The sequence below is a fragment of the Massilia sp. 2TAF26 genome (genome assembly GCF_052115005.1).
In the GTDB taxonomy this organism is placed as follows: Bacteria; Pseudomonadota; Gammaproteobacteria; order Burkholderiales; family Burkholderiaceae_D; genus Telluria.
On sequence record NZ_JBFRFV010000012.1, the window covers coordinates 126,564 to 148,690 of the forward strand.

Here is a 22,127-nt window from a genome sequence, read left to right on the forward strand (position 1 = left end):
GCCGCAATGACCTAGGGTGGGCACGGGTCCCCGCCATCGCGGGAACGACGGGCCGTCTACTTCTTGAACCGCAACGCAAACTTGTCGTCCGGCGTCTCCATCTTGAAGAAAGGCTGCTCGCGCGGGTCCGAGGCCACGTGCAGGTAGTCGCTGCGTGTATCGAGCTTGAAGCCGGCCCTGGTGACTTCCTGGACCACGGTGTCTTCGTCGATGCGGTGCAGGGTCTTGGTGGCCGTCAGGCCGGCGCCCTTCTTGGCCGCGTTGTCGATGATGACCAGCTCGCCGCCCGGTTTCAGCGCTTCGTACAGGCGCTTGTTCATCGCCGCGCGGTCGGTCGGGGTGTTGGCGATGTCGTGGTAGGACATGTTGATGGTGATGAGGTCCAGCGGCGGCGTGCCTTTCGGGACCGGATCGTTGAAATCCGCGACCACCGCGTGCAGGTTGGGCAGGGTCGAGCCGCCCACGCGTTCCTGCAGCTTGGGATTCGGCTTCGGGTTCTGGGCCCACACTTCGCCCTTCGGACCCACCGCCGCCGTCAGCAGGGACGCGGTGGAACCGCCGCCCGAGGCGATGTCGAGGGCCTTCATGCCGGGACGGACCCCGGCGAAGGCCAGGAACTCGGCCGGCTTGCGCTTGGCGTCGGTCTTGCGGTCGTCGTCGGTGCGGATCGGGCTGGCGATCGCGGCCTGGTAGCCGGAAGCGGCCGGCTGGTCGGCGGCGTGCACGAAGCCGCCGGCCAGCAGCGCGGCGGAGAGTGCGGAAAAGGCGAGGGCGGAGCGAAGCGGATTACGCATGGTTGGACCCTTCATCGAAGTTGAGAAAGCGCCTCAGGACTGCGCCAGGTCGGCCTCCGTGGTGAAGGCGTCGGCGTAGAATTCTTCGGCCGGCAGGCCGCACTGCGCCACGTAGTCGCGGCGCGCGGAGTCGACCATGATGGGCGCACCGCAAGCATACACCTGGTAGCCCGACAGGTCGGGAATATCCTGCATCACGGCGGCGTGCACGTAGCCGCCGCGGCCCGTCCACGCATCTTCCGGCAGGGCATCCGAGATCACCGGCACGTAGCGGAAGTGCGGCAGCTCGCGCGCCCACTGTTCGCACAGTTCGTGCATGTACAGGTCCTGCGGACGGCGGCCGCCCCAGTACAGGTGGACCGGGCGCTCCGATTTCAGGTGGATCATGTGCTCGACCAGGGCCTTGACCGGCGCGAAGCCGGTGCCCGAAGCCAGCAGCACGATCGGCTTGGCGGATTCCTCGCGCAGGAAGAAGGTGCCGAGCGGGCCTTCGAAGCGCAGGATGTCGCGCTCCTTCATGGTCGAGAACACGTGGTCGGTGAACAGGCCGCCCGGCAGGTGCCGGACGTGCAGTTCCAGCGGACCGCTGAAGGAGGGCGCATTGGCGATGCTGTAGGCGCGGCGCTTGCCGTCCTTCAGCATGAATTCGACGTACTGGCCGGCGCGGTAGGCGAGGGCTTCGTTGGCCGGCAGTTGCAGGCTGAGGATGGCCACGTCCGGCGCGGCGCGGCGGATCGCGGTCACGCGGGTCGGCATCTTGCGCACCGGGTAGTCGGTGCTGCCGCCGACTTCGCGCGCCTCGATCGTCACGTCGCCTTCGGGGACGGCGCAGCACATCAGCGCATAGCCCTGCAGCTTTTCCTGTTCGGACAGGGCGCGCTGCTGGTGCGGCTTGTGGTGGATGGTCCCTTCGACGACCTTGCCCTTGCAGGAGCCGCAGGCGCCGTTCTTGCAGCCATACGGCAGTCCGATGCCGGAGCGGATCGCCGCCGCGAGCACGGTTTCGTCCTGCTCGCATTCGTAGTGGTGGCCGCTGGGCTGAACGGTAATCTGGAACGTCATACAATCCTCGGAATGAATACTTTAAACAATATCAGGTTCAACAAGCCGCGCCTCCTGATCGTGGGCTGCGGCGATGTCGGCATGCGGCTGCTGCCGCTGGTCAGGGAGCGCTTTCGCGTGTTCGCCGTCACCAGCCAGCCGGCGCGCCGCGCCGAGCTGCGGGCCGCGGGGGCGGTTCCCATCGTGGCCGATCTCGACCGGCCGGAAACGCTGCGCCGCCTGGCGCGGCTCGCGCCATGGGTCGTGCACCTGGCGCCGCCGCCGCGGCAGGGCGCTCTGGACTTGCGCACACGAAATTTGACCGCCATTCTACCCGAGGGGACCCATGTCGTTTATATCAGCACCTCCGGCGTTTATGGCGACCGTGGCGGCGCCCTGATCGACGAGACCGCGCCGCGCGCCGCCCGCAACGCCCGCGCCCGGCGCCGCGTCGACGCCGAACAGGTGCTGCGCGCCTGGGCCGTCGGCACGGGCGGACAGGTGTCCATCCTGCGCGCCCCCGGCATCTATGCGGCGGAGCGCCTGCCGCTCGAGCGGCTGCGCCAGGGCACGCCCGCGCTGGCGGCGGCGGACGACGTCTACACCAACCACATCCACGCCGACGATCTCGCCCGCCTGGCCCTGCTGGCCCTGTTCCGCGCCCGGCCCGGCCGCGCCTACAACGCCAGCGACGATAGCCACATGAAGATGGGAGAGTACTTCGACCTGGTGGCCGACGCCTTCGGACTGCCGCGCCCGCCGCGCCTGCCGCGCGCAGAGCTGGAAAAGGCGGTCTCGCCGATGCTGCTGTCCTTCATGTCGGAGTCGCGCCGGCTCGACAACCGCCGCATCAGGCGCGAATTGCGGGCCCGGCTGCATCACCCGCGGGTCGAGGAGGCGGTGCTGGAAATGGCGAAATAAGGTGCTCTTAAGCAAAAGATAACTGGTCCGTGTATCATTCGGGGTAGCTGCCTCGCAGCCATATAAATACTACCTATACCCCAAAACTATCGGATTTTTCACGACCCTATAAGGGTTGTGAAGAATATCCCACGGATTGTTATTTTAGAAAGAAGACCATGCCCATCAGAAGGATACCGGAGGGTTCCATCTACGACCCGAACCGGGTTCTCGACGCCATCATCGGCAAACTCAGGCTCAAGAACGACGCTGCGCTGTCGCGCGTGCTCGAAGTCGCACCGCCGGTGATCAGCAAGATCCGCCACAATACGCTGCCGATCGGCGCGACCATCCTGCTGCGCATGCACGAGGTATCCGATTACAGCATTCGCGAACTGCGCGCGCTGATGGTGCGGGCCGGCAGCGAGTCCGACGCCGGGACCGCCGCGGCCTGAAACGCCGGAAGCCGGGCCGGCTCAAGAACCGGTCCCGGCGCAGATCCGGCGCGGAAGGCCGGATCAGGGTGATGTCATTGGTGGCAGGCTTCGGCTTGCAGCCTGTCGCGCGAAGGGCCTGCGCAGAAGGCGACGGCGCTGGAGATGTCCGTGACGCGTGCTTTCAGTTTGTCGCGCGACGGTCCTGCACAGAAGGCGACGGCGCTTGAGATGTCCGTGACGCGTGCTTTCAACCTGTCGCGCGAGGGGCCCGCGCAGAAGGCGATCGCGCCGGAGACGTTCGTACCGATTGCTTTCAGCCTGTCGCGCGAGGGGCCTGCGCAGAAGGCGATCGCGCCGGAGACGTTCGTATCGATTGCTTTCAGCCTGTCGCGCGAGGGGCCTGCGCAGAAGGCGATCGCGCCGGAGACGTTCGTATCGATTGCTTTCAGCTTGTCGCGCGACGGTCCTGCGCAGAAGGCGGTCGCTTCGGCGGCTTCCACGGACGATCCCGGGTAGGCCTCGCCGAAGGTGGCTTCGTACAGGTCGCGCATGCGGTCGCCGCTGTCGAGGCGGAACTGTTCATCTTCTTCGCTGCCGTCCATGCCGACGTAGGGATAGTGGTGCAGGAAGTAGCCGAACACGCGCTCGCAGTCGGTGGCGTACTTCATGGTATCGAGGATGTGGTAGTGCCAGAACGTATCGACATCGGCCAGGGGCGACGTATCTTCTTCAGGATACAGCTTCATCAGGCACAGGAAGCGCCGGTATTCCTTTTCTACAGCGTTGACTTTCTCCAGGCTCCAGCCTTCTCCCGATTCGACGTGCATCAGCTTCATCTTGATCGGTTCCAGGTCGAGCTCGGTCACTGCTTTGAACAGGTCGTTGGCGTTCATGATCATCCTCAAATTTATTGACAGCATGTTTTGAACAGCTTCCCTTTTGTATTGTAATTCTATCCACTGCAACTGCTGAACTATTTACCAATTGTGCATGATGATTTTTAGCAACGTTTTCAGACTTCTTGATGTGCGTTGCATGTGATTAATGTAATTTAGGAAATAAGCTCAGGCTTTGATATTTGTTAAAGTTTTTTGTTTTTAATTTGACATTTATCAAAGGAAAGTGGTGTACTAAAGCGGGAACCGCTGTGCGCCGATCAGCGCAAGGCCGTGCGCGATGGCGAATAGCGAGCCAAGGCCTCTGGCGCAGAAGAAAGGGAAGAGGGCGATGAGCCGGCCTGCATCGGCGCCGGTTGCTTCAGATGACGGCCGAACCGGCGCCGTGCTCCTGATGTTCCTGCAGAAGATGTTCGGGTGCGTTCACGACCGGTGCCGAGACCGTCACCGTCGTGCCGCCGCCGGGCTTGCTGAACACGGAACAGGTGCCGCCGAGGATGATGACGCGTTCCTCGATCCCGACCAGGCCGAAGGACCCGGACTTGTGATGTCCGCCCGGCGGCAGGCCGCAACCGTTATCCCGCACCATGAGCGACAGCCAGCCGTCGTTCAGGCTCAGCTCGACCCAGACCCTGGTCGCGTTCGCATGGCGCACGACATTGGTCAGCGATTCCTGCAGGATGCGGAAAAATGCGGTTGCGCAGTGGTCGGGCAGGGCGATCTCTCCCTGCTCGTTGCGCAGTTCGCAGGGGATGCCGGTGCGCCGCTCGAACTGGTTGACCTGCCACTCGACGGCTGCCGACAGGCCGAGGTCGAGTACGGTTGGGCGCAGGTCGTTGATGATCTGGCGCACGCTCTTGATGATGGTATCGATCTGCTGCAGCGTCTCGCGCGCGCGTCCATGCAGGTGGCGATGGCTTGCCTTGGTGCGGGCGGCCAGCATCTCGCCTTCGATGCGCAGCGCCAGCAGGTTCTGGCCGAGATCGTCGTGGATCTCGCGCGCGATGCGTTTGCGTTCCAGCTCCTTGATCTGGTAGGCATGATCGGCAAGGCGGCGCAGCTTGTGGTGCGACAGCTGCAGCTTGTTCTGGCTCTCGCGCAGTTCGCTGGTCATCTCCTTCGCCAGTTCGAGAGCGGCGCGGCGCGACGACGTCAACGTCTGCACCAGTGCGAACAGCAGCATCGAGCCGAGAAAACCGAAAGCCATCATCAGGTTCGGATAATGCACGTCGAAGTCGGTGTACAGGGCGGACTTGGGCACGCTGAAGACGGTCGTCCACGGACGGCCGTTGAAATCCAGCGGCAGGGTCACCGTGAACAGGTCGTGCCTGGTGTCGAGCGGAGGGCTGGGACGCTCGAGGGTGCCCTGGCTGTCGTACAGCGTCATCTTGCGCCCCGGATCGTCGCCGGCTTCGTCGTCCACATGGGGGCCGGTCTCGTACAGGGTCATCCTCAGGTCCGGCACCGAGATTTCTTCCATCACCCCTTTCAGCAGCTTGGTGACGCTGAAGGCAATCCCGATCGATCCCAGGTAGGCGGTACGGCGCTGCTCGACGCTGTCGCGCCGCAAGCCTGCCCGGTAGACGGGCATGCGCATGCCGAGATAGACATCGTTCGGACGGGACAGCACCGGGATCGGCGTGCCGGAGGCCTGCACCGTGCCTTCGTCCCGCTCCCGCGACAACATGTCGCCGAAATAGGGATTGCTCATCAGGTCATACCCGTACATGCCGGACAGCTGCCCCTGCGGCTCGATATAGGCAACCGGAAGATAGGCTGGCCGGGTATTCGGCGGCACGATGTCCAGTTGGGCGGCGCGGGCCCCGAGCGCGCTCTTTTCGGCGCGCAAACGGCGCACGAAGTCCTGGCGCTCGCTCGCGCGGACGTACACGGCGAAATTGATGAAGTCGAGGGCGGGATAATCCCTTGCCAGGTTCAGGCCGTTCACGTAATCGTGGAACAGGCGCTGCGTCACGGTGTCGGCGCTCTGCAGGGTGCTGGCGCTGGCGCGCAGCAGGTCGGTATAGGACTTGATCCGGACTGCGATCACGCTCTGGGCGTACTTGCAGTGGTTGAAAAAGCGCTGCTGGGCATCGCTCTCGATCGAACGCGCCGTGAACAGATGGGCGATGCCGCCGATCAGGGACGACAGCAGCAGTCCGGTCCAGAACGAGAACCGGGTGACCGAAAATGCGTCTCTCAGTACCCTCGACATCGGCTATCCCTGAATAGTAACCAACAGCAACTTACGGTCTTTGGAGGGAGGACGTACCTAGCTGTTCGACTAGTTGTGGCCGGGGCGAAAAAAAAGCCCGGCAGGAACCGGGCTTCGGCGGAGGCGGCGCGGGCGGCCGCCGGCGCAGGCGCTTACTTGCCCCAGCTATCCTTCAGCGTGGTCACGCGGTTGAACACCGGCTTGCCCGGCTGGGAATCGACGCGGTCGGCCACGAAGTAGCCGTGGCGCTCGAACTGGAAGCGCTGTTCGGCTTCGGCCGACTTCAGGCCCGGCTCCAGGTAGGCGGTGACGGTTTCCAGTGCGTTCGGGTTCAGCAGGTCCTTGAAGTCGCGGCCGCCGGCGTCCGGATTCGGATCGCTGAACAGGCGGTCGTACAGGCGCACCTCGGCCTCGAGCGCATGGGCGGCGCTGACCCAGGTGATGTTGCCCTTGACCTTGTAGTTGTCGGCGCCCGGGGTGCCCGATTTCGAATCCTCGAAATAGTTCACGTGCACCGCGGTCACGTTGCCGTCCGCGTCCTTGTCGAAACCGGTGCACTCGGCCACGAAGCCGTACTTCAGGCGCACGCGCGAACCCGGCTTGTCGGCGGTCGGCGGGGTGAAGCGGTGGTAGCCCTTGCTCGGCACTTCCATGAAGTCTTCCTGCTCGATCCACAGTTCCCTGGTGAACGGGAAGCTGCGCTGGCCCATGTCCGGATGGTGGGGGTGGACCGGGGCGCTGCACTCGACCGTTTCGCCTTCCGGGAAATTGTCGACGATCAGCTTCAGCGGACGCAGCACGGCGATCGCGCGCGGCGCCTTCGGATCGAGGTCGTCGCGCAGCGAACCTTCCAGCGTGCTCATGTCGATCCAGCCATCGGCCTTGCTGACGCCGATGCGCTCGCAGAACAGCTGGATCGATTCCGGCGTGTAACCGCGGCGGCGCAGGCCGACGATGGTGGGCATGCGCGGATCGTCCCAGCCGGTGACGATCTTCTCGTCGACCAGCTGGCGCAGCTTGCGCTTGGACATGACCACATAGGTCAGGTTCAGGCGCGAGAATTCGTACTGGCGCGGCACCGGGCGCTGGAAGAAGCCGCCCTCGGCCAGGGTCTCGACCAGCCAGTCGTAGAAGGGGCGGTGATCCTGGAATTCCAGGGTGCACAGCGAATGGGTGATGTTTTCCAGCGCATCCGAGATCGGGTGGGTGTAGTCATACATCGGATAGATGCACCACTTGTCGCCGGTGCGGTGGTGATGCGCGTGACGTATGCGATACAGCGCCGGGTCGCGGTTGGTCATGATGGGGGAAGACATCGCGTCTTCGCTCATCTTGGCGCGCAGGATGTGCTCGCCATCCTTGTACTTGCCGGCCTTCATGTCGCGGAAGAGCTGCAGCGATTCCTCGACCGGGCGGTTGCGGAAGGGCGAGTTGATGCCCGGCGTACCGAAGTTGCCGCGGTTGCGCGACATGTTCTCGGCGCTCTGGCTGTCGACGTAGGCATAGCCCTTCTGGATCAGGTACTCGGCCATCGCGTACAGCTGGTCGAAGTAGTCGCTGGCGTAGTGCAGGTGCTCCTGGCCGCCTTGCTCCCACGAAAAGCCCAGCCACTTGACGCTGTCCATGATGGTGTCGACGTATTCCTGGTCTTCCTTTTCCGGATTGGTGTCGTCGAAGCGCAGGTTGCAGCGGCCCTGGTAGTCGCGCGCCAGGCCGAAGTTCAGGCAGATCGACTTCGCGTGGCCCACGTGCAGGTAGCCGTTCGGCTCCGGCGGGAAGCGGGTGATCACGGAAGGCATGCCCTCGCGCTGATGGGTGCCTGCCGCCAGGTCGGATTCGACGATCGCGCGCACAAAATTCGACGACGGCGCAGGTGCCGCCGCCGCGGGGTTCTTCTCGTTGCTCATGAATTAGTTTTAGATGGGTAAGATTGCAGGCATTTTACCGTAGCTATGTGGTAAAGCGCACGGTTTGCCGGGAGGCCGCTGGGCATACTTGGGGATATTGTCTCCCGCCACAAGCCCATCACCGCGGCCAGTCCTGCCTGTCAAGATGGCGTTTTCTATAGGATAATCCCGGTTTGAGGTTTTTACGGGCATCAGCCGGAGAGTTCTAAGTGGAAAATTTATACGCGATCCTCGGCGTCGCGCCGAACGCGACGGACGACGAGATCAAGAAAGTCTACCGCTCGCTCGCGATGCGCTACCACCCGGACCGCAACCAGGCGCCGGGCGCGGAAGCGCGTTTCAAGGCCGTCACCAAGGCCTACGAGGTCCTGTCGGACCCGACCAGGCGCGCCGAATACAACCAGAGCGTCAACCACCGCATCGTGCTCGATGCCGAAGGCGAGGCCTTCGAATTGTGGCGTTCGGTGTTCGCGCTGCACGGCGTGAACCTTCCGCACTGAATGCGGGATTAACGAAAGAATTGAAGCAACCATGAAAAAAGTACATCCGGAATTCGCTTTCCAGTCGCGCGAACTGGAAGGCCAGATCGAAGGCACGCTGGGCGATCCGCCGAATCGCAAGAACTACGACATGATGGTGCAGGCCCTGGTGTCGGAATACGCCAACGGCGACGGCCTGGACGACGTCAACATGATGGCCTTCGCCCTGGTCGACCGCATCCGCTTCACGGATCCGAAGGGCCTGATCCGCGAAGCCATCGATTACGAAGGCGACGATCCGGCGAAAGTCTTTGCCATGGCCAATTGCGACGGCGCCGACGGTAACGACGAGGAAGGCAAGGCCATGTACGCCGCAATCTGCGAGAACCATCCGGAACTGGCGCGCCAAGCCATCGTCACCGCCTTCCTGTACAAGAACCAGGCGCGCTGGGAAGACGACGACCAGTCGCTCGACCAGCTGGCGAAGGACGACGAGGGCGACGACGAGCTGGATGAAACCGCCGCCGGCGACGATTTCACGCAGATCTTCGACCCGGAGGGTGAGCGCGAATGAGCGACGAATCTAAATCCAACGAATCCAAATCCAACCTGCCGGCACTGACCCGGCAGGTCAATGAACTGGTGCTGGCCGGCTCCCTGCAGCACGCCGAGGAAGCCCTGTCCAAGGCCGCCGACGAGCACGGCGACTATGCCGTGGCCGAGGTGCTGTCGACCCTGCCGCCGCAGGTGACGGCCCTGCACCTGGCCGGCTTCGATGGCGCCAAGACCTCGGTGGCGACCCTGCTGGTGCCGCCGAAGGCCTGGGCCGAGAGCCTGGCCTACCTGGCCGCCACCTGGCCGGACGACATGATCGAGGACGATCCCGAGCGTATCGCCGAGAACCTGTTCAACCATATCCACGGCGTGGTTTACGCCACCGACGACGAGGACCGCCGCCACGAGCTGCTGAGCGAGGCCTCCAGCTCCGACTGGGGCGCGACCGCCTTCGCCATCGTCTGGTCGCTGGCGCCGAAGGAGATCCTCGAGGTGGCCGGCGAGATCAACAGCCGCGGCCGCTACGTGACCGGCCAGACGACTTCCGACAGCGACATCGTGCCGCTGGCGATCGACCTGGCCAAGGCCAGCGAGGACGGCTGGGAACGTTCGCTGCTGGAACTGTTCCCGGAATACCGCAATACCGCCGACCTGGCCGACGTCGAGCTGCCGGACGACCCCGACGAGGAGTCGGAATTCCAGCATCGCGGCACCCGCGAACTGCTGCACCGCCTGCGCAAGCAGGTGCCGTCGGTGCGCGGCACGCCCAAGCGCAGCTCCCGCCGCAGCATGGGCACGGACATCTTCTCGTGAGCGGAGCCATCGCAAGCATGCTGCCGGCAATCGTTATCGAAAAGCTGCCACGCCTGATCCGCGCGATCAGGCACCTGGCGGAGACCGCCACGCCCGACGAAGCGATGGGCCTGGCCGACGAACTGGCCGGGATCACCGCGATGGTGGCCGAGAAGTTCACCAACGACCGCACCGCCGAAGGCATCCAGCGCGCGCAGCTCCTGACCGTCGGCGGAATGTCGCTGGGCCTGGAGTACCTGCTGGAAGAGGAAACCGACGACGAAGTCGGCGACAAGGCCGCAGCCGGCATCCTGATCTCGGAAGGCGCGGAGCTGGTGTTCCAGCAGGGCTTCCGTTTGATTCGCGAACTGGCCGCGCTGCCGGAGGACAGCCTGGTGGGCGAGTACGACACCGACCCGGTGTACGCCCAGCGCCGCCTGAAGGAGCTGTTCGTCGACATCTGCACCGCCGATCCGGGCGAGACCTGGTCGGGCTACGAGCGCTACCAGGGCCAGCTCAAGCAGCGCCAGGGGGTGCAGGCGATCGTGCGCGCGGCCCAGTGGCTGCGCCGCCATCACTACGAAGGCCCGGTCAAGGATCCGGACCTGAACGCCGAGGGCGTGATCGCGCTGGCGATCGTGTTCGGCATCGAGGGAGGCGGGCGGATCGTGGCGCGCACCGGCCAGAAGGAATTCGAGCGCTTCGTGAAGGCGGTGCGCAAGAACAAGCCGGACTTCGATACCGGCTGGGTCCAGCTGCTGGAGAATATTCCGGCGCCGCACCACGCCATCATCGCCGAGCGCATCGCCCTGTACCGCAACAGCGACATCATCCGCGACATCGGGGGCAGCACGCCGCTCAAGCAGCTGTTCGTCGAGCTGGAGAATTTTGCCGGTTCCGAGATCGACGCCGAGTACCCGTGATGTTTGCGTAGGGTGGGCACGGCGAGCTCACCCTATATTATATAAGTCCTGGATTCGGCAAATATCTATTCTGAGGCAGCAGGAAACGGCTTCCTGATGCTCAAATCCGGCGAATTTATTGCCGGGTTCGTCAGCTCATCCATGCCGTTCGTGCGCCACGCTCCGGTCAACAGGGCTACCATGCAGCTCTCTTTCGTCAACAAAGCAAGGAGATCGACATGTTGCAAGCACGCGAAATCCAGCAGCGCTTTTCCCATATCCAGCAAACCATCAAGGACGCCGAGCAGGCCTGCCGTTCGCACGACGCTCCCGAGGACCTGAAGGACTGTATCGAGAAAATGGCCCGCGAATCCCAGCAGGCCCAGCAGGTGATGCAATCGAGCGACCAGCAGCGCATGGTCGAAGCCGTCGACAACCTTGAATCGATGGGCGACGAGGCGAAGCGCATCAGCCGCTCGGCATCGAGCATGTCGCCGGAGCTGGAGACGGCGGTCACCAAGGTGCACGCCGAACTCTCTAATCTAAAGCACCAGCTACATTAAAGAACCTTCTTCTCCCTCAGGGCGGTGATCTCCTCGCCGCTCTTGCCCAGGATCTCGGCCAGCACCTCCTCGGTATGCTGGCCGAGCAGCGGGGGCGCCTTGGCGCTGGTGGAAGGCAGCGCCGACATCCGCATCGGGCTGCGCACCAGCTTCACCTCACCCGCGGTCGGGTGCGGCAGGGTCATTTCGATGCCGCGCGCCTTCACCTGCTCGTTCGCGAACACCTCGTCCAGGTTGTTGATCGGACCGCAGGGCACGCCCACGTCTTCCAGCATCGCGATCCATTCGTCGCGCCCGCGCTCCTTCACCATCCCGGCCAGCAGCGGAACGAGGATGTCGCGGTTCTTCACGCGCTGGGGATTGGTGGCGAAGCGTTCGTCGAGCGCCAGCTCGGGGCGGCCGCCGGCCTGCACGAACTTCTGGTACTGGCCGTCGTTGCCGGCGGCGACGATGATGTGGCCGTCCGCGCAGGCGAAGGTCTGGTAGGGCACGATGTTGGCGTGGGCATTGCCCCAGCGCTTGGGGCGCTTGCCGCTGTTCAGGTAGTTGCTGCCGACGTTGGCCAGCATCGCCACCTGGGTGTCGAGCAGGGACATGTCAATGTACTGGCCTTCTCCGGTGCGGTCGCGGTGGGTCAGCGCCGCCAGCACGGCGATGGTCGCGTACATGCCGGTCATCAGGTCGGTCAGGGCCACGCCGGCCTTTTGCGGACCGCCGCCCGGCAGTTCGTCGCGCTCGCCGGTGACGGACATCAGGCCGCCCATGCCCTGGATCAGGAAGTCATAGCCGGCGCGGTGCGCATACGGACCGTCCTGGCCGAAGCCGGTGATCGAGCAGTACACGATGTCCGGCTTGACCGCCTTCAGCGACTCGTAGTCCAGGCCATAGCGCTTCAACTGGCCGACCTTGAAATTCTCCAGCACGACGTCGCAATGGCGCACCAGTTCGCGCAGCAGGGCCTGGCCGTCCGGGCTGGCGATATCGACCGTCACCGAACGCTTGCCGCGGTTCGCCGACAGGTAGTAGGCCGCCTCGCCGGTCGGCTTGCCATCAGGCCCGGGCGCATACGGCGGACCCCAGGCGCGGGTATCGTCGCCGCTGTCCGGGCGCTCGATCTTGATCACGTCGGCGCCAAGGTCGGCCAGGTTCTGCGAGCACCAGGGGCCGGCCAGCACGCGCGAAAGGTCGAGCACGCGGATGTGGTTCAATGCTGCCATTCTGTCTCCAATGGTTGTGTTATCGAGAGATTATATCGGGCGCTAGACGGCGCTGCCGGGCGCGGTCAGGGCCTGGGCGAACTGGTCGCGCTCGCGGTCGACGATGCCGTCCACCACACGCTCGTCCAGCCCCATCGCTTCCAGCACGAAGGCGGACAGCTGCAGGCTGGCTTCCAGCGTCTCCGGCACCACCACGCTGGCGCCGGCCAGCTTGAGGGCGCGCGCATGCCGCTCGTCGCGCGAGCGGGCGAACAGGCGCGCGTGCGGGAACTCGCGCCGGATCCCGCGCACCGCCTGCAGCGCCGACGAGGGGTGGTCCATGGTCAGCACGATGGCCGGCGCTTCGTCCGCGTGCACGCGGCGCAGCAGTTCGGGGCGGGCGGCATTCCCGAAATACACCGGAATGCCCTCGGCATGCAGCTTCGACACCAGCTTGGCGTCGTTCTCGAAAGCCACGTAGGGAATGTGCTGGCTGGCGAGCAGCTTGGCCAGCTGCTGGCCGACGCGGCCGAAGCCGGCGATGACCACGCGGCCGCGCGCCTCTTCCAGCCCGCCTTCCATGTGCCGCGCCTCGAGCTCGCGCGCCTGGCTTTCGGCACGCTCGCCGATCGTGCGCCCGATCCGCGCCAGCAGCGGCGTCAGGAACAGCGACAGGCCCACCGCCAGCATCACGCGGCCGCCCAGGCTGGCGTCGAGCAGGCGGCTGCTGACCGCGTAGCCGATCACGATGAAGGCGAATTCGCCGCCCTGGCCCAGCAGCAGGCCGCCTTCGAGCGCGCGGCCCCAGGGCAGGCCGCCGATCCGCATCAGGGAAGCGATCACGCCGGCCTTGATCAGCACCAGGATCAGCACCGCGCAGGCCAGCCACAGCGGCGCGTGGACGATCTGCAGCGGGTCCATGTTCATCCCGACCGTCATGAAGAACAGGCCCATGAGCAGGCCCTTGAAGGGCTCGACCATCAGCTCGACCTCGTGCTTGAACTCGGTCTCGGCCAGCAGCAGGCCCGCGATCAGGGCGCCCAGCGCCATCGACAGGCCGGCCATCGACGACAGGCCGGCGATGCCGAAGGTCGACAGCAGGATCAGGGCCATGAACACGTCCGGCTGGCGGTGGCGGGCAAAGGCGCGGAACAGCGGATGGACGACCCGTCCGCCGATCAGGTAGATCAGGGCGATCGCCACGGCCGCCTTGCCCATCGCCAGCAGCGCCAGCACAGTCACGCTGTCGCCGGGCGCATGGCCGCCGAGGGCGCCGATCAGGATCAGGATCGGCACCACGGCCAGGTCCTGCAGCATCAGCACCGCGAAGGCGGCCTGGCCCAGCGGCGTGCCGGTGGTCTGGCGCTCGCTCAGCAACTGCATCACGACCGCGGTGGAGGACAGCGACAGCACCAGGCCGAGCACCAGCGACGTCTCGATGCGCTGGCCCAGCAGCAGGAACACGGCGCCGCCGAGCAGCAGGGCGCACAGCAGGACCTGGGACGTGCCGGCGCCGAACACCCAGCGCCGCATCGCCCACAGGCGCGCCGCCGACAGCTCCAGGCCGATCATGAACATCAGGAACAGCACCCCGAGTTCGGCCAGCATGGCGACGTCCTCGTTGTTGGGGAAGGTGAACCAGGCCAGCCAGGGCAGGTCCTGGGCCAGGCGGCCCAGGCCGAAGGGCCCGAACAGGGCGCCGACCGCCAGGAAGCCCAGCACCTGGTTGATGCGCAGGCGCTGTAATAGCGGGATCAGGATGCCGGCGAGACTGAGGAACAGCAGGATTTCCCGCAGAAAGGGAAAGGGGTGTTGCTCTTGCACGGAATACGGCCTTTCATGAAGACGATCCGGGACATTGTATAACGCGTGTTCATGTTGCCGGCAAAACCATTACTTGCCACTTTGCCAGCATTCTTCGTACACTGCGTCATCTATTCCGATCATTCGACCATGGCATCCAGACTCGAACGCAAATGGTGGTTTGCCGCCCCGGTGGCGGTGGTGGCGGTACTGCTGACCCAGTATGTAATGAATGCCGCCGGGATTGCCCACCCCTACAATTTTTCCCAATGGCTGCTGTACTTCCTGTGCTTCGCAGGCTTGCAGCGCGGCTTTTCGTTTGCCGGCTGGCTGCTCGTGCTGTGCCTGTCGCCGGCGAGCGAAGTGTGGGAACGCACAAGGTAAGCGAACATGCCTTATCCGGACTACGAATCGAGCGCGGAAGCGGAAGTATCGAAGGCATTGCGCCACGACGCCTTGAAAGCCCGTTTGCATCGCAGGAGGCCCTCGAAGGCGCTGATCGCAGCTGCGGCGGCGGGTGCGCTGCTGCCCAGGTGGCTTGACCTGCCTCCCGTTTCCGCAAGTATCGTGAGCGGGCTGCTGGCGGCGGCGATATTCATGCTTGTCGAGCGGCTGATCAGGCGGCAACGATGAAATTCGACGCCATGGCCGAAAAACCGTCCAGCCTGCTTTTCCTCCCCGGCGCCCTCGGCCGCACCGAATTCTGGCACCCCGTCGCGGATCTGCTGACGCATCCGGCGCAAAAGCGGCACCTGGGCTGGCCCGGCTTCGGCGGCGTGCCGCCGGATCCGGCCGTCCACGGCATCGACGACCTCGTCACCAGGGTACTCGGGCACATCGACCGGCCCAGCGCCCTGATCGCGCAATCGATGGGCGGCGTGGTCGCCATGCTTGCCGCGCTGCGCAGGCCGGAACTGATCACCCACCTGGTGCTGTCGGTGACCTCGGGCGGAATGCGCATGGAGGAGCTCGGGGCACAGGACTGGCGCCCGGCGACCCGGGCCGCGCATCCCGGTCTGCCGGACTGGTTCGCCGGCTACCACGAGGATCTGACGCCGAAACTGCCGGCGCTGCGGATTCCGACCCTGCTGCTGTGGGGCGACGCCGACCCGATCAGCCCTGTCCGGGCCGGCGAGCGCCTGGCGTCCGTGTTGCCGCTGGCGGAGCTGCACGTCATTCCGGGCGGCGAACACGATGTCGCCGCCACCCATGCGGGCGTGGTCGCGCCCCTCATCAACCGACACCTGTCGAGGTAAACATGGCGCTGGCCCGGATCGTCTTCGCTCTCCTGATCGCCGTGACGCAAGCGGCAAGCGCCAGCGGCGACGGCAAGCAGGACAGGGAGGTCCTTGTCGTTCAACTGCGGGAAGACAGCTTCCTGGGATCGCCGGACGGGCCTTCCGTGCCGCCGCATTACTCGAAGAAGCTGGAATCGATGGAAGGCGTCATCGGCAACGGCATCTATTCCTCGCCCTACCAGGGCTGGCAGATCCGTATCCCGAAAGTGGCGGACAATCCGCGCGTCCATGTCCACCAGGCGCTCATCGCGCGCAGGCCGGACGGCACCGTCATCACGAGCCATGTGCTGTTCCTGCCGGATGGCGGCTTCGGGGCGCAGGCGGTCGTGGTGACGCGCCTGCGGGACGACAGGCCCAAGAGCCGCACCGAGATCCTCGCCCGGTTCGCCCCGGGGAGCGCCGCCGAATTCGCCCAGTACGAGAAACAGGGCGTGAGCTTCAAGGCGGTCGACACCCCGCTGGGACAGGCGCTCCAGCGAACGGTCAGGAACCGTGCCTTTTCATGGCACTTTCCGTATCGCGTCATGATGGATACGGCGCAGGCGAAGGGCAGCCTCGGCGTGTCGCGCTACGTGGTGACAGGCGACTTCCTGTGCGAGTTCAGCATCATCGTCGATGGCGCCGCGGCGCCGACATTCGAGGCGCTGCAGGCGCTCGCCGAACGCGAGCTGGACGCGTTGACCGGCGGGATGCTGAAAACGCCTCAGTAGCTGACGGTCAGCTTCATGTTGAAGGGCACCACGCCGCCGCAGGGCTGGCCGCCGCATTTGCCGGGCGTGTACCCGAGCAGGCCGGCGGCGGTGCCGATCGCACGCTTGACCTCCGGATCGAGGGAGCCCATGGTGGTGACGGTCGTGACCTTGCCGTCCGCATCCACCGCCACGTACAACAGCACATCGTCGTTCAGCCGGAGGCGGCCGGCCAGCTTCGACAGCCCGGCATACAGGTCCTGCGCGCCCCTGAGCGGGTAGGGCGGATCGTCGCCCACCTCCAGCGCCGGATAGTAGGAGCGCACGAAGCGCTGCTGGTCCGGCGTCAGTTCGGCGAAACCCCGGTCCAGCGGCAGCGGTCCATGCGCCACCTTGTTCGGGATATGCGAGCCGACCGGGGCATTGCTGGATGACAGGGAATAGTTGGCGGAGGTCGTGGCACGCGACGGCAGTTCCGGCTTCACGTCGACCCTCAGGCCGTTTTCGAAGCGCACCTCGGCGCGGCGGCCGCTGCCGGCGAAGGTCATCGTGCCCTTGCCGTGGCGCCGGCCGTTCTTCCATTCGCCCTCGTAGGCGCCGCCGAGCATGTAGCTCATCTTGCCGGTGCCGTCGGGCTTGCCGTCCTTCCATTCGCCCTGGTAGCGGTCGCCCTTCGGGAACAGGCCCTCGGCAACGCCGGTGCGATGGCCCATGCGGACCTCGCCCTCGTACTGCATGCCGTCGGCATCCTTGAAATAGCCCTTGCCGTCGGGGACGCCATTGGTGACGGTGCCGATGTAGGTGCCGCCGTCGGGCATCTTGAGCTGGACTTCGCCCGGCGCCATTGCCGGCGCGGACACCGCCTGGGCCCAGGCGTTGGTGGAACTGCCCAGGGCCAGGCCGAGGGCGAGCAGGAAAGCGGCAGACTGCACGGATGGGCTCCTTGATTCAATAGGGATTCAATAGCTTCAGAGGGTTCAGAGCAGGGTGCGCAGGTGCAGGTTGAACGGCACGACGCCCGCGCAGGGCTGACCGCCGCATTGCGCCGGCTTGTACTTGATCAGGCCGGCGCCGGCCGCGATCAGGTCCCTGAGCTTGGGATCCATGGTGGTCATGGTGGTCACCGAGGTCACATTGGCCTCCGCGTCCACCGCCACGTAGACGAGGATGTCCTCCATCAGTTCCATACGGCGGATCATCTGCACCAGCAGCTTGTACAGCTCTTTCCCGCCCTTCAGCGGATAAGGCGGCTGGTCGCCGGCATCCAGCGCCGGATAGGTGGAGCGGACCAGGCGCTGCTGGTCGGGCGTCAGCTCGTCGAAGCCCCGGTCCAGCGGCAGGGTCGAGTAGACCACCTTGTTGCGGATGTGCGAACCGGTCGGCTCGTCGCCCGACAACAGCCAGAACCTGGCGGAGGCCGTGGCGGCGGACACACGCTCCGCATCCACGTCGACCCTCTGGTCGTCCACGAAGCGGACTTCGGCGCGGCGCTCGCTGCCGGCAAAGGTCATGACGCCCTTGCCGTTCCGCTTGCCGTTCTTCCATTCGCCTTCGTACGAGCCGCCCAGCATATAGCTCATCGTGCCGATGCCGTCGGGCTTGCCGTTCTTCCACTCGCCCTGGTACATATCGCCATTCGAGAAACGGGCCTTGGCGATGCCATTGATGATGGGGCCGTTGTAGCTGCCGCGGGCGGGCATCCTGAGCTGGATTTCGGGCTGGTTCGGCGTGTTCGACGCCGCGAGAGCGGCGCCGCACGGCATCGCAAGCCCCAGCAGGGCGGACAGGAAAACTGCGGACCTCATGGACGGGCTCCTTACGAGTTCGGATGTATTAATTTTCAATCAACTTGTTACTTCCAGTCAATAAAAAAATTGCAACGTAGTAAAGCCACGTCCTTACAGTCGGCATCGGGATCAGGAGGCCTGGACCGCCTCCGGTGGCGTCACTTCCATCTGGCGATGCTCGCCGGCCAAAGGCTGGCGGGTTTCCATCGACCTGATCAGGTCCTCCATCTCCGGATCGCCCTGCCGGCGCAGCTCGAGGTAGCGGGCCAGCGCATTGTCCAGCGCCGGCAGCAGGATGCCGCGTTCGCTGGTCATTGCCGTGTAGGTCGGGCGGGCGGCGACGAAGCCGCAGTCCGCGGACGGCTTCGCTTCCAGGCGGCTGGCGTCCACCCCGGCGGCCAGGGCCGCCTTCGCGGCCAGTTCGGCCCAGGTGACGCCGCCGGCGTTGGCCAGGTGCCAGATTCCGGCCTCGAAGTCGATGGCGAGATCCAGGCAGGCGTGCACCAGGTCCGGCACATAGGTCGGCGAGACCGTCATGTCGCTGGCGGCCGTGAAGGCCTCGCCGCGCTCGAGCGCCTGCAGGGCCAGGGTGACGAAGTTGTGCCGGTCCCAGGGGCCGAAGAAGGCGGAGGTGCGTACCACCAGGGCGCCGGGATGCTTGTCCAGCACGCGCTGTTCGGCCTCCGCCTTGCTGCGGCCGTACACGTTCAGCGGCGACACCGTACTGCTCTCGGCGTAGGGGGCGTCCTGGCGGCCGTCGAACACCAGGTCGCTGGAGAAGGTGGTCAGGTGGACGCCGTGGCGGGCGCAGGCGGCGGCCAGGATCGCCGGACCGATCGCGTTCTCGCGCATGCAGCGTTCGACGTCGTTCTCGGCCTCGTCGACGCGCACATAGCCGGCGGTATTGATCACCGCCCACGGCCGGTGATGGGCCAGCGCGCGCTCGACCGAGTCGGGGTCGGTGATGTCCATGTCCTGGCGCGACAGCAGGCGGAAGGCCAGGTGGCGCTTGCGGCAGAGATGGGCGAAGGCGCGCCCCAGGGTGCCGCTGGCGCCGGTGATCAGGATCGGGCGGCTGCCTTTTCCGACCAGGGTATGGCCGTCGGCCGTGATCGAGGTGACGGCGGCCGGGGTCGCCACCGGCGGGCACAGGAAGCGGCCCGCACGGCGCCACCAGCCCTGGCCGCGCAGCACCGGGTGCGACAGCGGCTGGCCCGACGCCAGTTCGCGCATCATGCGCGCCAGCGCGGTCGGGCGCGGCTCGGGCGAGCGGACGTCGAAGGGGCCGGGCTCGTAATAGCCGCGGTTCTGCGTGACCAGGCTGTTCCAGTCGAAGGAGCCGAGCAGGGACCAGACCGTCACGGCGCGCAGGTCGACGCCGTTGGCGCGGACTTCCTTGGCCGCTTCCCAGATCTCCAGCAGCCAGCGCAGCTGGTCTTCGCGGTTGGCGTCGATGTGGGCTTCGGTGACGGCCAGCGGGATGCGGTAGCGGTCCCACACTTCCGCCAGCAGCGGGGCGATGCCGGCGGTCGGCGTCGCCAGCGCGCGCGAGGCTTCGATGTCGGCGCAGGGAATGCCGTCGGCGGTGCCGCGGTGGTGCTGCGGGTAGCGTTCGGGGCGGTGATCCAGCCAGCGTTCGCTGGTGACGTAGTAGTTGACGCCGATGAGGTCGGGCGGGCAGGGGTTCTCGCGGAACCACAGGAAATCCTCGGCCGGGATGCCGGTCCGCAGCAGATAGTTCCACAGGGCGTGGTCGGGGCCGACCATGCCGCACAGCAGGTCCCAGGCCAGCCAGCGGCGTTCGTTGTAGAACTCGGCCACGTGGGCCAGCTCCGGCGTGCTGTAGGTCTTGCCGAGGTCGTCCGTCTGGACCAGTTTGGCGTTCGGGTTGACGGCGCGGATCGCGCGCATGGCCAGCACCACCGCGCGGCACTGGACCAGCAGGGCCTGGATGAAAGTGCGGTCGTCGCGGCCGTGCGGATACCAGACGCCGTAGAGGCCGGCGAAGCGGGCGGTGGTGCAGGGTTCGTTGACCGGGGTGTAGTACTCCAGCCAGGGGTAGCGCGCGGCCACGGCGCCGGCATATTCGGCGAGCTGCTCGGCAAAGGCCGGGTCGACCAGGCTGGTATGGCGCGGGCCGCTGCCGTGGTGGACCAGGCCGGCGATCGGGGTGACGCCGGCTTCGCGCAGGGCGTTCAGGCGCTCGTCCGGCCAGCTCCAGTCGGCATGGGCGATGCCGTCCGGGGCGGTACGCTCCCAGATGATCGGATAGCGGATCGCACGGATGCCGAGGGAGGCGAAACGCTCGATGTCGGCCGGACGGGTGGCGTGGCCGTTGCGATCGAGCTGGTGGAAATAGTCATCGCGGACGCGATTGACGGTGCATTCGAGACCGCCCCAGAGTTGCAGCGGTCGGTTGTGGTGGCTGTTCGTGCTCTTCGTAGAATCCATAAATCACCAATCTATTAAATTTATTGCAACAAAAAATTCATGGAACTCCCTTCCGGTCCAGGATGTCAGGGGTATCGGTAAGCTGGCGGTTGACAGCGGTGCGGCAACCTGTAACCATGCCATCATGAATTTTTCGAATACACATTTCATTCTCGTTTCCTGGTGGCGCCGCTAAGCGCGCGCGGCCAGAGAGTTGAATGTGAATCAATGAACGCCGCCTCGATTCAAGGTGGCGTTGTCAATGGCGCGGCAGGATCGGGGCAAGGATAAAAAGGAACCCCGATGAGTCAGCAAACCCCCACCGCTACCAGCTCTGTCATCCTGACCGGCGACCGTCCCACCGGGCCGCTGCATCTCGGCCACTTCGTCGGCAGCCTGCGCAATCGCGTCACTTACCAGGATCAATATCGCCAATTCATCATGCTCGCGGACGCCCAGGCGCTCACGGACAACATGGATGACATAGGTAAGGTACACCGGAACGTGATCGAGGTGGCGCTCGATTACCTTGCCGTAGGGATCGATCCGGCCAAGTCGACCATCCTGATCCAGTCCCAGATTCCGGAACTGGCCGAGCTGACCTTCTATTACCTGAACCTGGTGACCGTCGCCCGCCTCGAGCGCAACCCGACCGTCAAGGCCGAAATCGTGCAGCGCGGCTTCGAGCGGGACATCCCGGCCGGCTTCCTGACCTACCCGGCCAGCCAGGCCGCCGACATCACCGCCTTCAAGGCCGGCATCGTGCCGGTCGGCGACGACCAGATCCCGATGATCGAGCAGTGCAACGAGATCGTGCGCAAGTTCAACCGCACCTACGGCCAGGGCAAGGACATCCTGGTCGAGGCCAAGGCGATCGTGCCGGAAGTCGGCCGCCTGCCGGGCACCGACGGCCGCGCCAAGATGAGCAAGTCGCTGGGCAACACCATCAACCTGGGCGCCAGCGCCGACGAGATCCGCGCCGCCGTCAAGCAGGTCTACACCGACCCGCTGCACCTCAAGGTGTCGGACCCGGGCCACCTGGAGGGCAACGTCGCCTTCATCTACCTGGACGCCTTCGACACGGACAAGGAAGGCCTGGCCGAGATGAAGGCCCATTACACCCGCGGCGGCCTGGGCGACTCGATCGTCAAAAAGCGCCTCGAAGGCATCCTGCAGGAGATGCTGGCGCCGATCCGCGCCCGCCGCGAGGAATTCGCCAAGGACAAGGGCCAGGTCATGCAGATCCTGAAGGACGGCACCTTCAAGGCGCGCGACGTGGCGGCGCAGACCATGGACGAGGTGCGCAAGGCGCTGGGCTTGTCCTATTTCTGATTCCCGCCGGTAGCGCCATCCGCTACCCCGGGTAGCGCGCGACGGCTGCCGCGGATTCGGGTCTGGTGCGCGTTCTTCGAAAATGGCAAGCTGCGAGGGTTGCCATCCTTA

Annotated in this window: 22 protein-coding genes; 12 read left to right on the forward strand and 10 right to left on the reverse strand. The window is 65.4% G+C overall.

Translation table 11 applies throughout. The features are described 5' to 3' along the window. Positions 1–56 precede the first annotated feature (56 nt). Together AB4Z32_RS14690 and AB4Z32_RS14695 are read right to left on the reverse strand one after the other, a co-directional pair. Positions 57–794, reverse strand: coding sequence for a class I SAM-dependent methyltransferase (locus AB4Z32_RS14690; RefSeq protein WP_442122588.1), 738 nt, complete (start codon positions 792–794; stop codon positions 57–59). 33 nt (positions 795–827) lie between these two features. Beyond that, a complete protein-coding gene (locus AB4Z32_RS14695) occupies positions 828–1,856 on the reverse strand; it encodes a CDP-6-deoxy-delta-3,4-glucoseen reductase (RefSeq protein ID WP_442122589.1) in 1,029 nt (342 codons plus the stop codon). 12 nt (positions 1,857–1,868) lie between these two features. On the opposite strand from AB4Z32_RS14695, the gene AB4Z32_RS14700 reads away from it, so the two are divergent. Continuing rightward, positions 1,869–2,756 (forward strand): NAD-dependent epimerase/dehydratase family protein, encoded by an 888-nt coding sequence (locus tag AB4Z32_RS14700; RefSeq protein ID WP_442122590.1) that lies wholly within the window; start codon positions 1,869–1,871, stop codon positions 2,754–2,756. Between the two features lie 158 nt (positions 2,757–2,914). Next, positions 2,915–3,190: a hypothetical protein gene (locus AB4Z32_RS14705; RefSeq protein ID WP_442122591.1), complete on the forward strand. Its 276-nt coding sequence runs from the start codon at positions 2,915–2,917 to the stop codon at positions 3,188–3,190. A 74-nt stretch (positions 3,191–3,264) separates the two neighbouring features. Here AB4Z32_RS14705 and AB4Z32_RS14710 read toward each other — a convergent pair whose 3' ends face one another. The 3 genes from AB4Z32_RS14710 to AB4Z32_RS14720 all read right to left on the reverse strand — a co-directional run bounded on the left by AB4Z32_RS14710 (position 3,265) and on the right by AB4Z32_RS14720 (position 8,190). Further along, positions 3,265–4,065, reverse strand: a complete 801-nt coding sequence (locus AB4Z32_RS14710) for a glycine-rich domain-containing protein (RefSeq protein ID WP_442122592.1) — start codon at positions 4,063–4,065, stop codon at positions 3,265–3,267. Positions 4,066–4,429: 364 nt separating this feature from the next. Then, positions 4,430–6,283: a CHASE domain-containing protein gene (locus AB4Z32_RS14715; RefSeq protein ID WP_442122593.1), complete on the reverse strand. Its 1,854-nt coding sequence runs from the start codon at positions 6,281–6,283 to the stop codon at positions 4,430–4,432. Positions 6,284–6,435: 152 nt separating this feature from the next. After that, positions 6,436–8,190 (reverse strand): glutamine--tRNA ligase/YqeY domain fusion protein, encoded by a 1,755-nt coding sequence (locus tag AB4Z32_RS14720; RefSeq protein WP_442122594.1) that lies wholly within the window; start codon positions 8,188–8,190, stop codon positions 6,436–6,438. A gap of 209 nt (positions 8,191–8,399) precedes the next feature. Between AB4Z32_RS14720 and AB4Z32_RS14725 the strand changes: the two genes are divergently transcribed. The 5 genes from AB4Z32_RS14725 to AB4Z32_RS14745 all read left to right on the forward strand — a co-directional run bounded on the left by AB4Z32_RS14725 (position 8,400) and on the right by AB4Z32_RS14745 (position 11,481). Continuing rightward, complete coding sequence (locus AB4Z32_RS14725; RefSeq protein ID WP_442122595.1) at positions 8,400–8,690, forward strand: DnaJ domain-containing protein; 291 nt, start codon at positions 8,400–8,402, stop codon at positions 8,688–8,690. A 31-nt stretch (positions 8,691–8,721) separates the two neighbouring features. After that, positions 8,722–9,243, forward strand: a complete 522-nt coding sequence (locus AB4Z32_RS14730) for a hypothetical protein (protein WP_442122596.1) — start codon at positions 8,722–8,724, stop codon at positions 9,241–9,243. Then, positions 9,240–10,037 carry a hypothetical protein gene (locus AB4Z32_RS14735; RefSeq protein ID WP_442122597.1) on the forward strand — a complete coding sequence of 266 codons (798 nt, stop codon included), beginning with the start codon at positions 9,240–9,242 and terminating at the stop codon, positions 10,035–10,037. Before AB4Z32_RS14730 ends, AB4Z32_RS14735 begins: the two co-directional genes overlap by 4 nt. Positions 10,038–10,054: 17 nt before the next feature. Further along, positions 10,055–10,939 (forward strand): hypothetical protein, encoded by an 885-nt coding sequence (locus tag AB4Z32_RS14740; RefSeq protein ID WP_442122624.1) that lies wholly within the window; start codon positions 10,055–10,057, stop codon positions 10,937–10,939. Between the two features lie 218 nt (positions 10,940–11,157). Next, positions 11,158–11,481: a hypothetical protein gene (locus AB4Z32_RS14745; RefSeq protein ID WP_442122598.1), complete on the forward strand. Its 324-nt coding sequence runs from the start codon at positions 11,158–11,160 to the stop codon at positions 11,479–11,481. Here AB4Z32_RS14745 and AB4Z32_RS14750 read toward each other — a convergent pair. Together AB4Z32_RS14750 and AB4Z32_RS14755 are read right to left on the reverse strand one after the other, a co-directional pair. Further along, positions 11,478–12,698, reverse strand: a complete 1,221-nt coding sequence (locus AB4Z32_RS14750; protein ID WP_442122599.1) for a CaiB/BaiF CoA transferase family protein — start codon at positions 12,696–12,698, stop codon at positions 11,478–11,480. The genes AB4Z32_RS14745 and AB4Z32_RS14750 overlap by 4 nt on opposite strands. A gap of 42 nt (positions 12,699–12,740) precedes the next feature. Beyond that, positions 12,741–14,501: a cation:proton antiporter domain-containing protein gene (locus AB4Z32_RS14755; protein WP_442122600.1), complete on the reverse strand. Its 1,761-nt coding sequence runs from the start codon at positions 14,499–14,501 to the stop codon at positions 12,741–12,743. Positions 14,502–14,630: 129 nt separating this feature from the next. Between AB4Z32_RS14755 and AB4Z32_RS14760 the strand changes: the two genes are divergently transcribed. Genes AB4Z32_RS14760 through AB4Z32_RS14775 form a run of 4 tightly spaced genes read left to right on the forward strand, consistent with a single transcriptional unit; the run spans position 14,631 to position 16,488 of the window. Then, positions 14,631–14,864, forward strand: coding sequence for a hypothetical protein (locus AB4Z32_RS14760; protein WP_442122601.1), 234 nt, complete (start codon positions 14,631–14,633; stop codon positions 14,862–14,864). Positions 14,865–14,870: 6 nt separating this feature from the next. Then, a complete protein-coding gene (locus AB4Z32_RS14765) occupies positions 14,871–15,113 on the forward strand; it encodes a hypothetical protein (RefSeq protein WP_442122602.1) in 243 nt (80 codons plus the stop codon). Further along, a complete protein-coding gene (locus AB4Z32_RS14770) occupies positions 15,110–15,736 on the forward strand; it encodes an alpha/beta fold hydrolase (protein ID WP_442122603.1) in 627 nt (208 codons plus the stop codon). Before AB4Z32_RS14765 ends, AB4Z32_RS14770 begins: the two co-directional genes overlap by 4 nt. A 2-nt stretch (positions 15,737–15,738) precedes the next feature. Further along, a complete protein-coding gene (locus AB4Z32_RS14775) occupies positions 15,739–16,488 on the forward strand; it encodes a hypothetical protein (protein ID WP_442122604.1) in 750 nt (249 codons plus the stop codon). Here the strand turns inward: AB4Z32_RS14775 and AB4Z32_RS14780 are convergent. From AB4Z32_RS14780 to AB4Z32_RS14790, 3 genes are all read right to left on the reverse strand, one after another. After that, positions 16,482–17,399, reverse strand: a complete 918-nt coding sequence (locus AB4Z32_RS14780) for a hypothetical protein (RefSeq protein WP_442122605.1) — start codon at positions 17,397–17,399, stop codon at positions 16,482–16,484. The two genes, AB4Z32_RS14775 and AB4Z32_RS14780, sit on opposite strands and share 7 nt — an antisense overlap. A gap of 45 nt (positions 17,400–17,444) precedes the next feature. Continuing rightward, positions 17,445–18,272, reverse strand: a complete 828-nt coding sequence (locus tag AB4Z32_RS14785; protein ID WP_442122606.1) for a hypothetical protein — start codon at positions 18,270–18,272, stop codon at positions 17,445–17,447. A 111-nt stretch (positions 18,273–18,383) separates the two neighbouring features. Then, positions 18,384–20,705, reverse strand: a complete 2,322-nt coding sequence (locus AB4Z32_RS14790) for a family 1 glycosylhydrolase (RefSeq protein ID WP_442122607.1) — start codon at positions 20,703–20,705, stop codon at positions 18,384–18,386. A 282-nt stretch (positions 20,706–20,987) separates the two neighbouring features. On the opposite strand from AB4Z32_RS14790, the gene trpS reads away from it, so the two are divergent. Continuing rightward, positions 20,988–22,016: a tryptophan--tRNA ligase gene (gene trpS, locus AB4Z32_RS14795; protein WP_442122608.1), complete on the forward strand. Its 1,029-nt coding sequence runs from the start codon at positions 20,988–20,990 to the stop codon at positions 22,014–22,016. Positions 22,017–22,127: the final 111 nt, after the last annotated feature.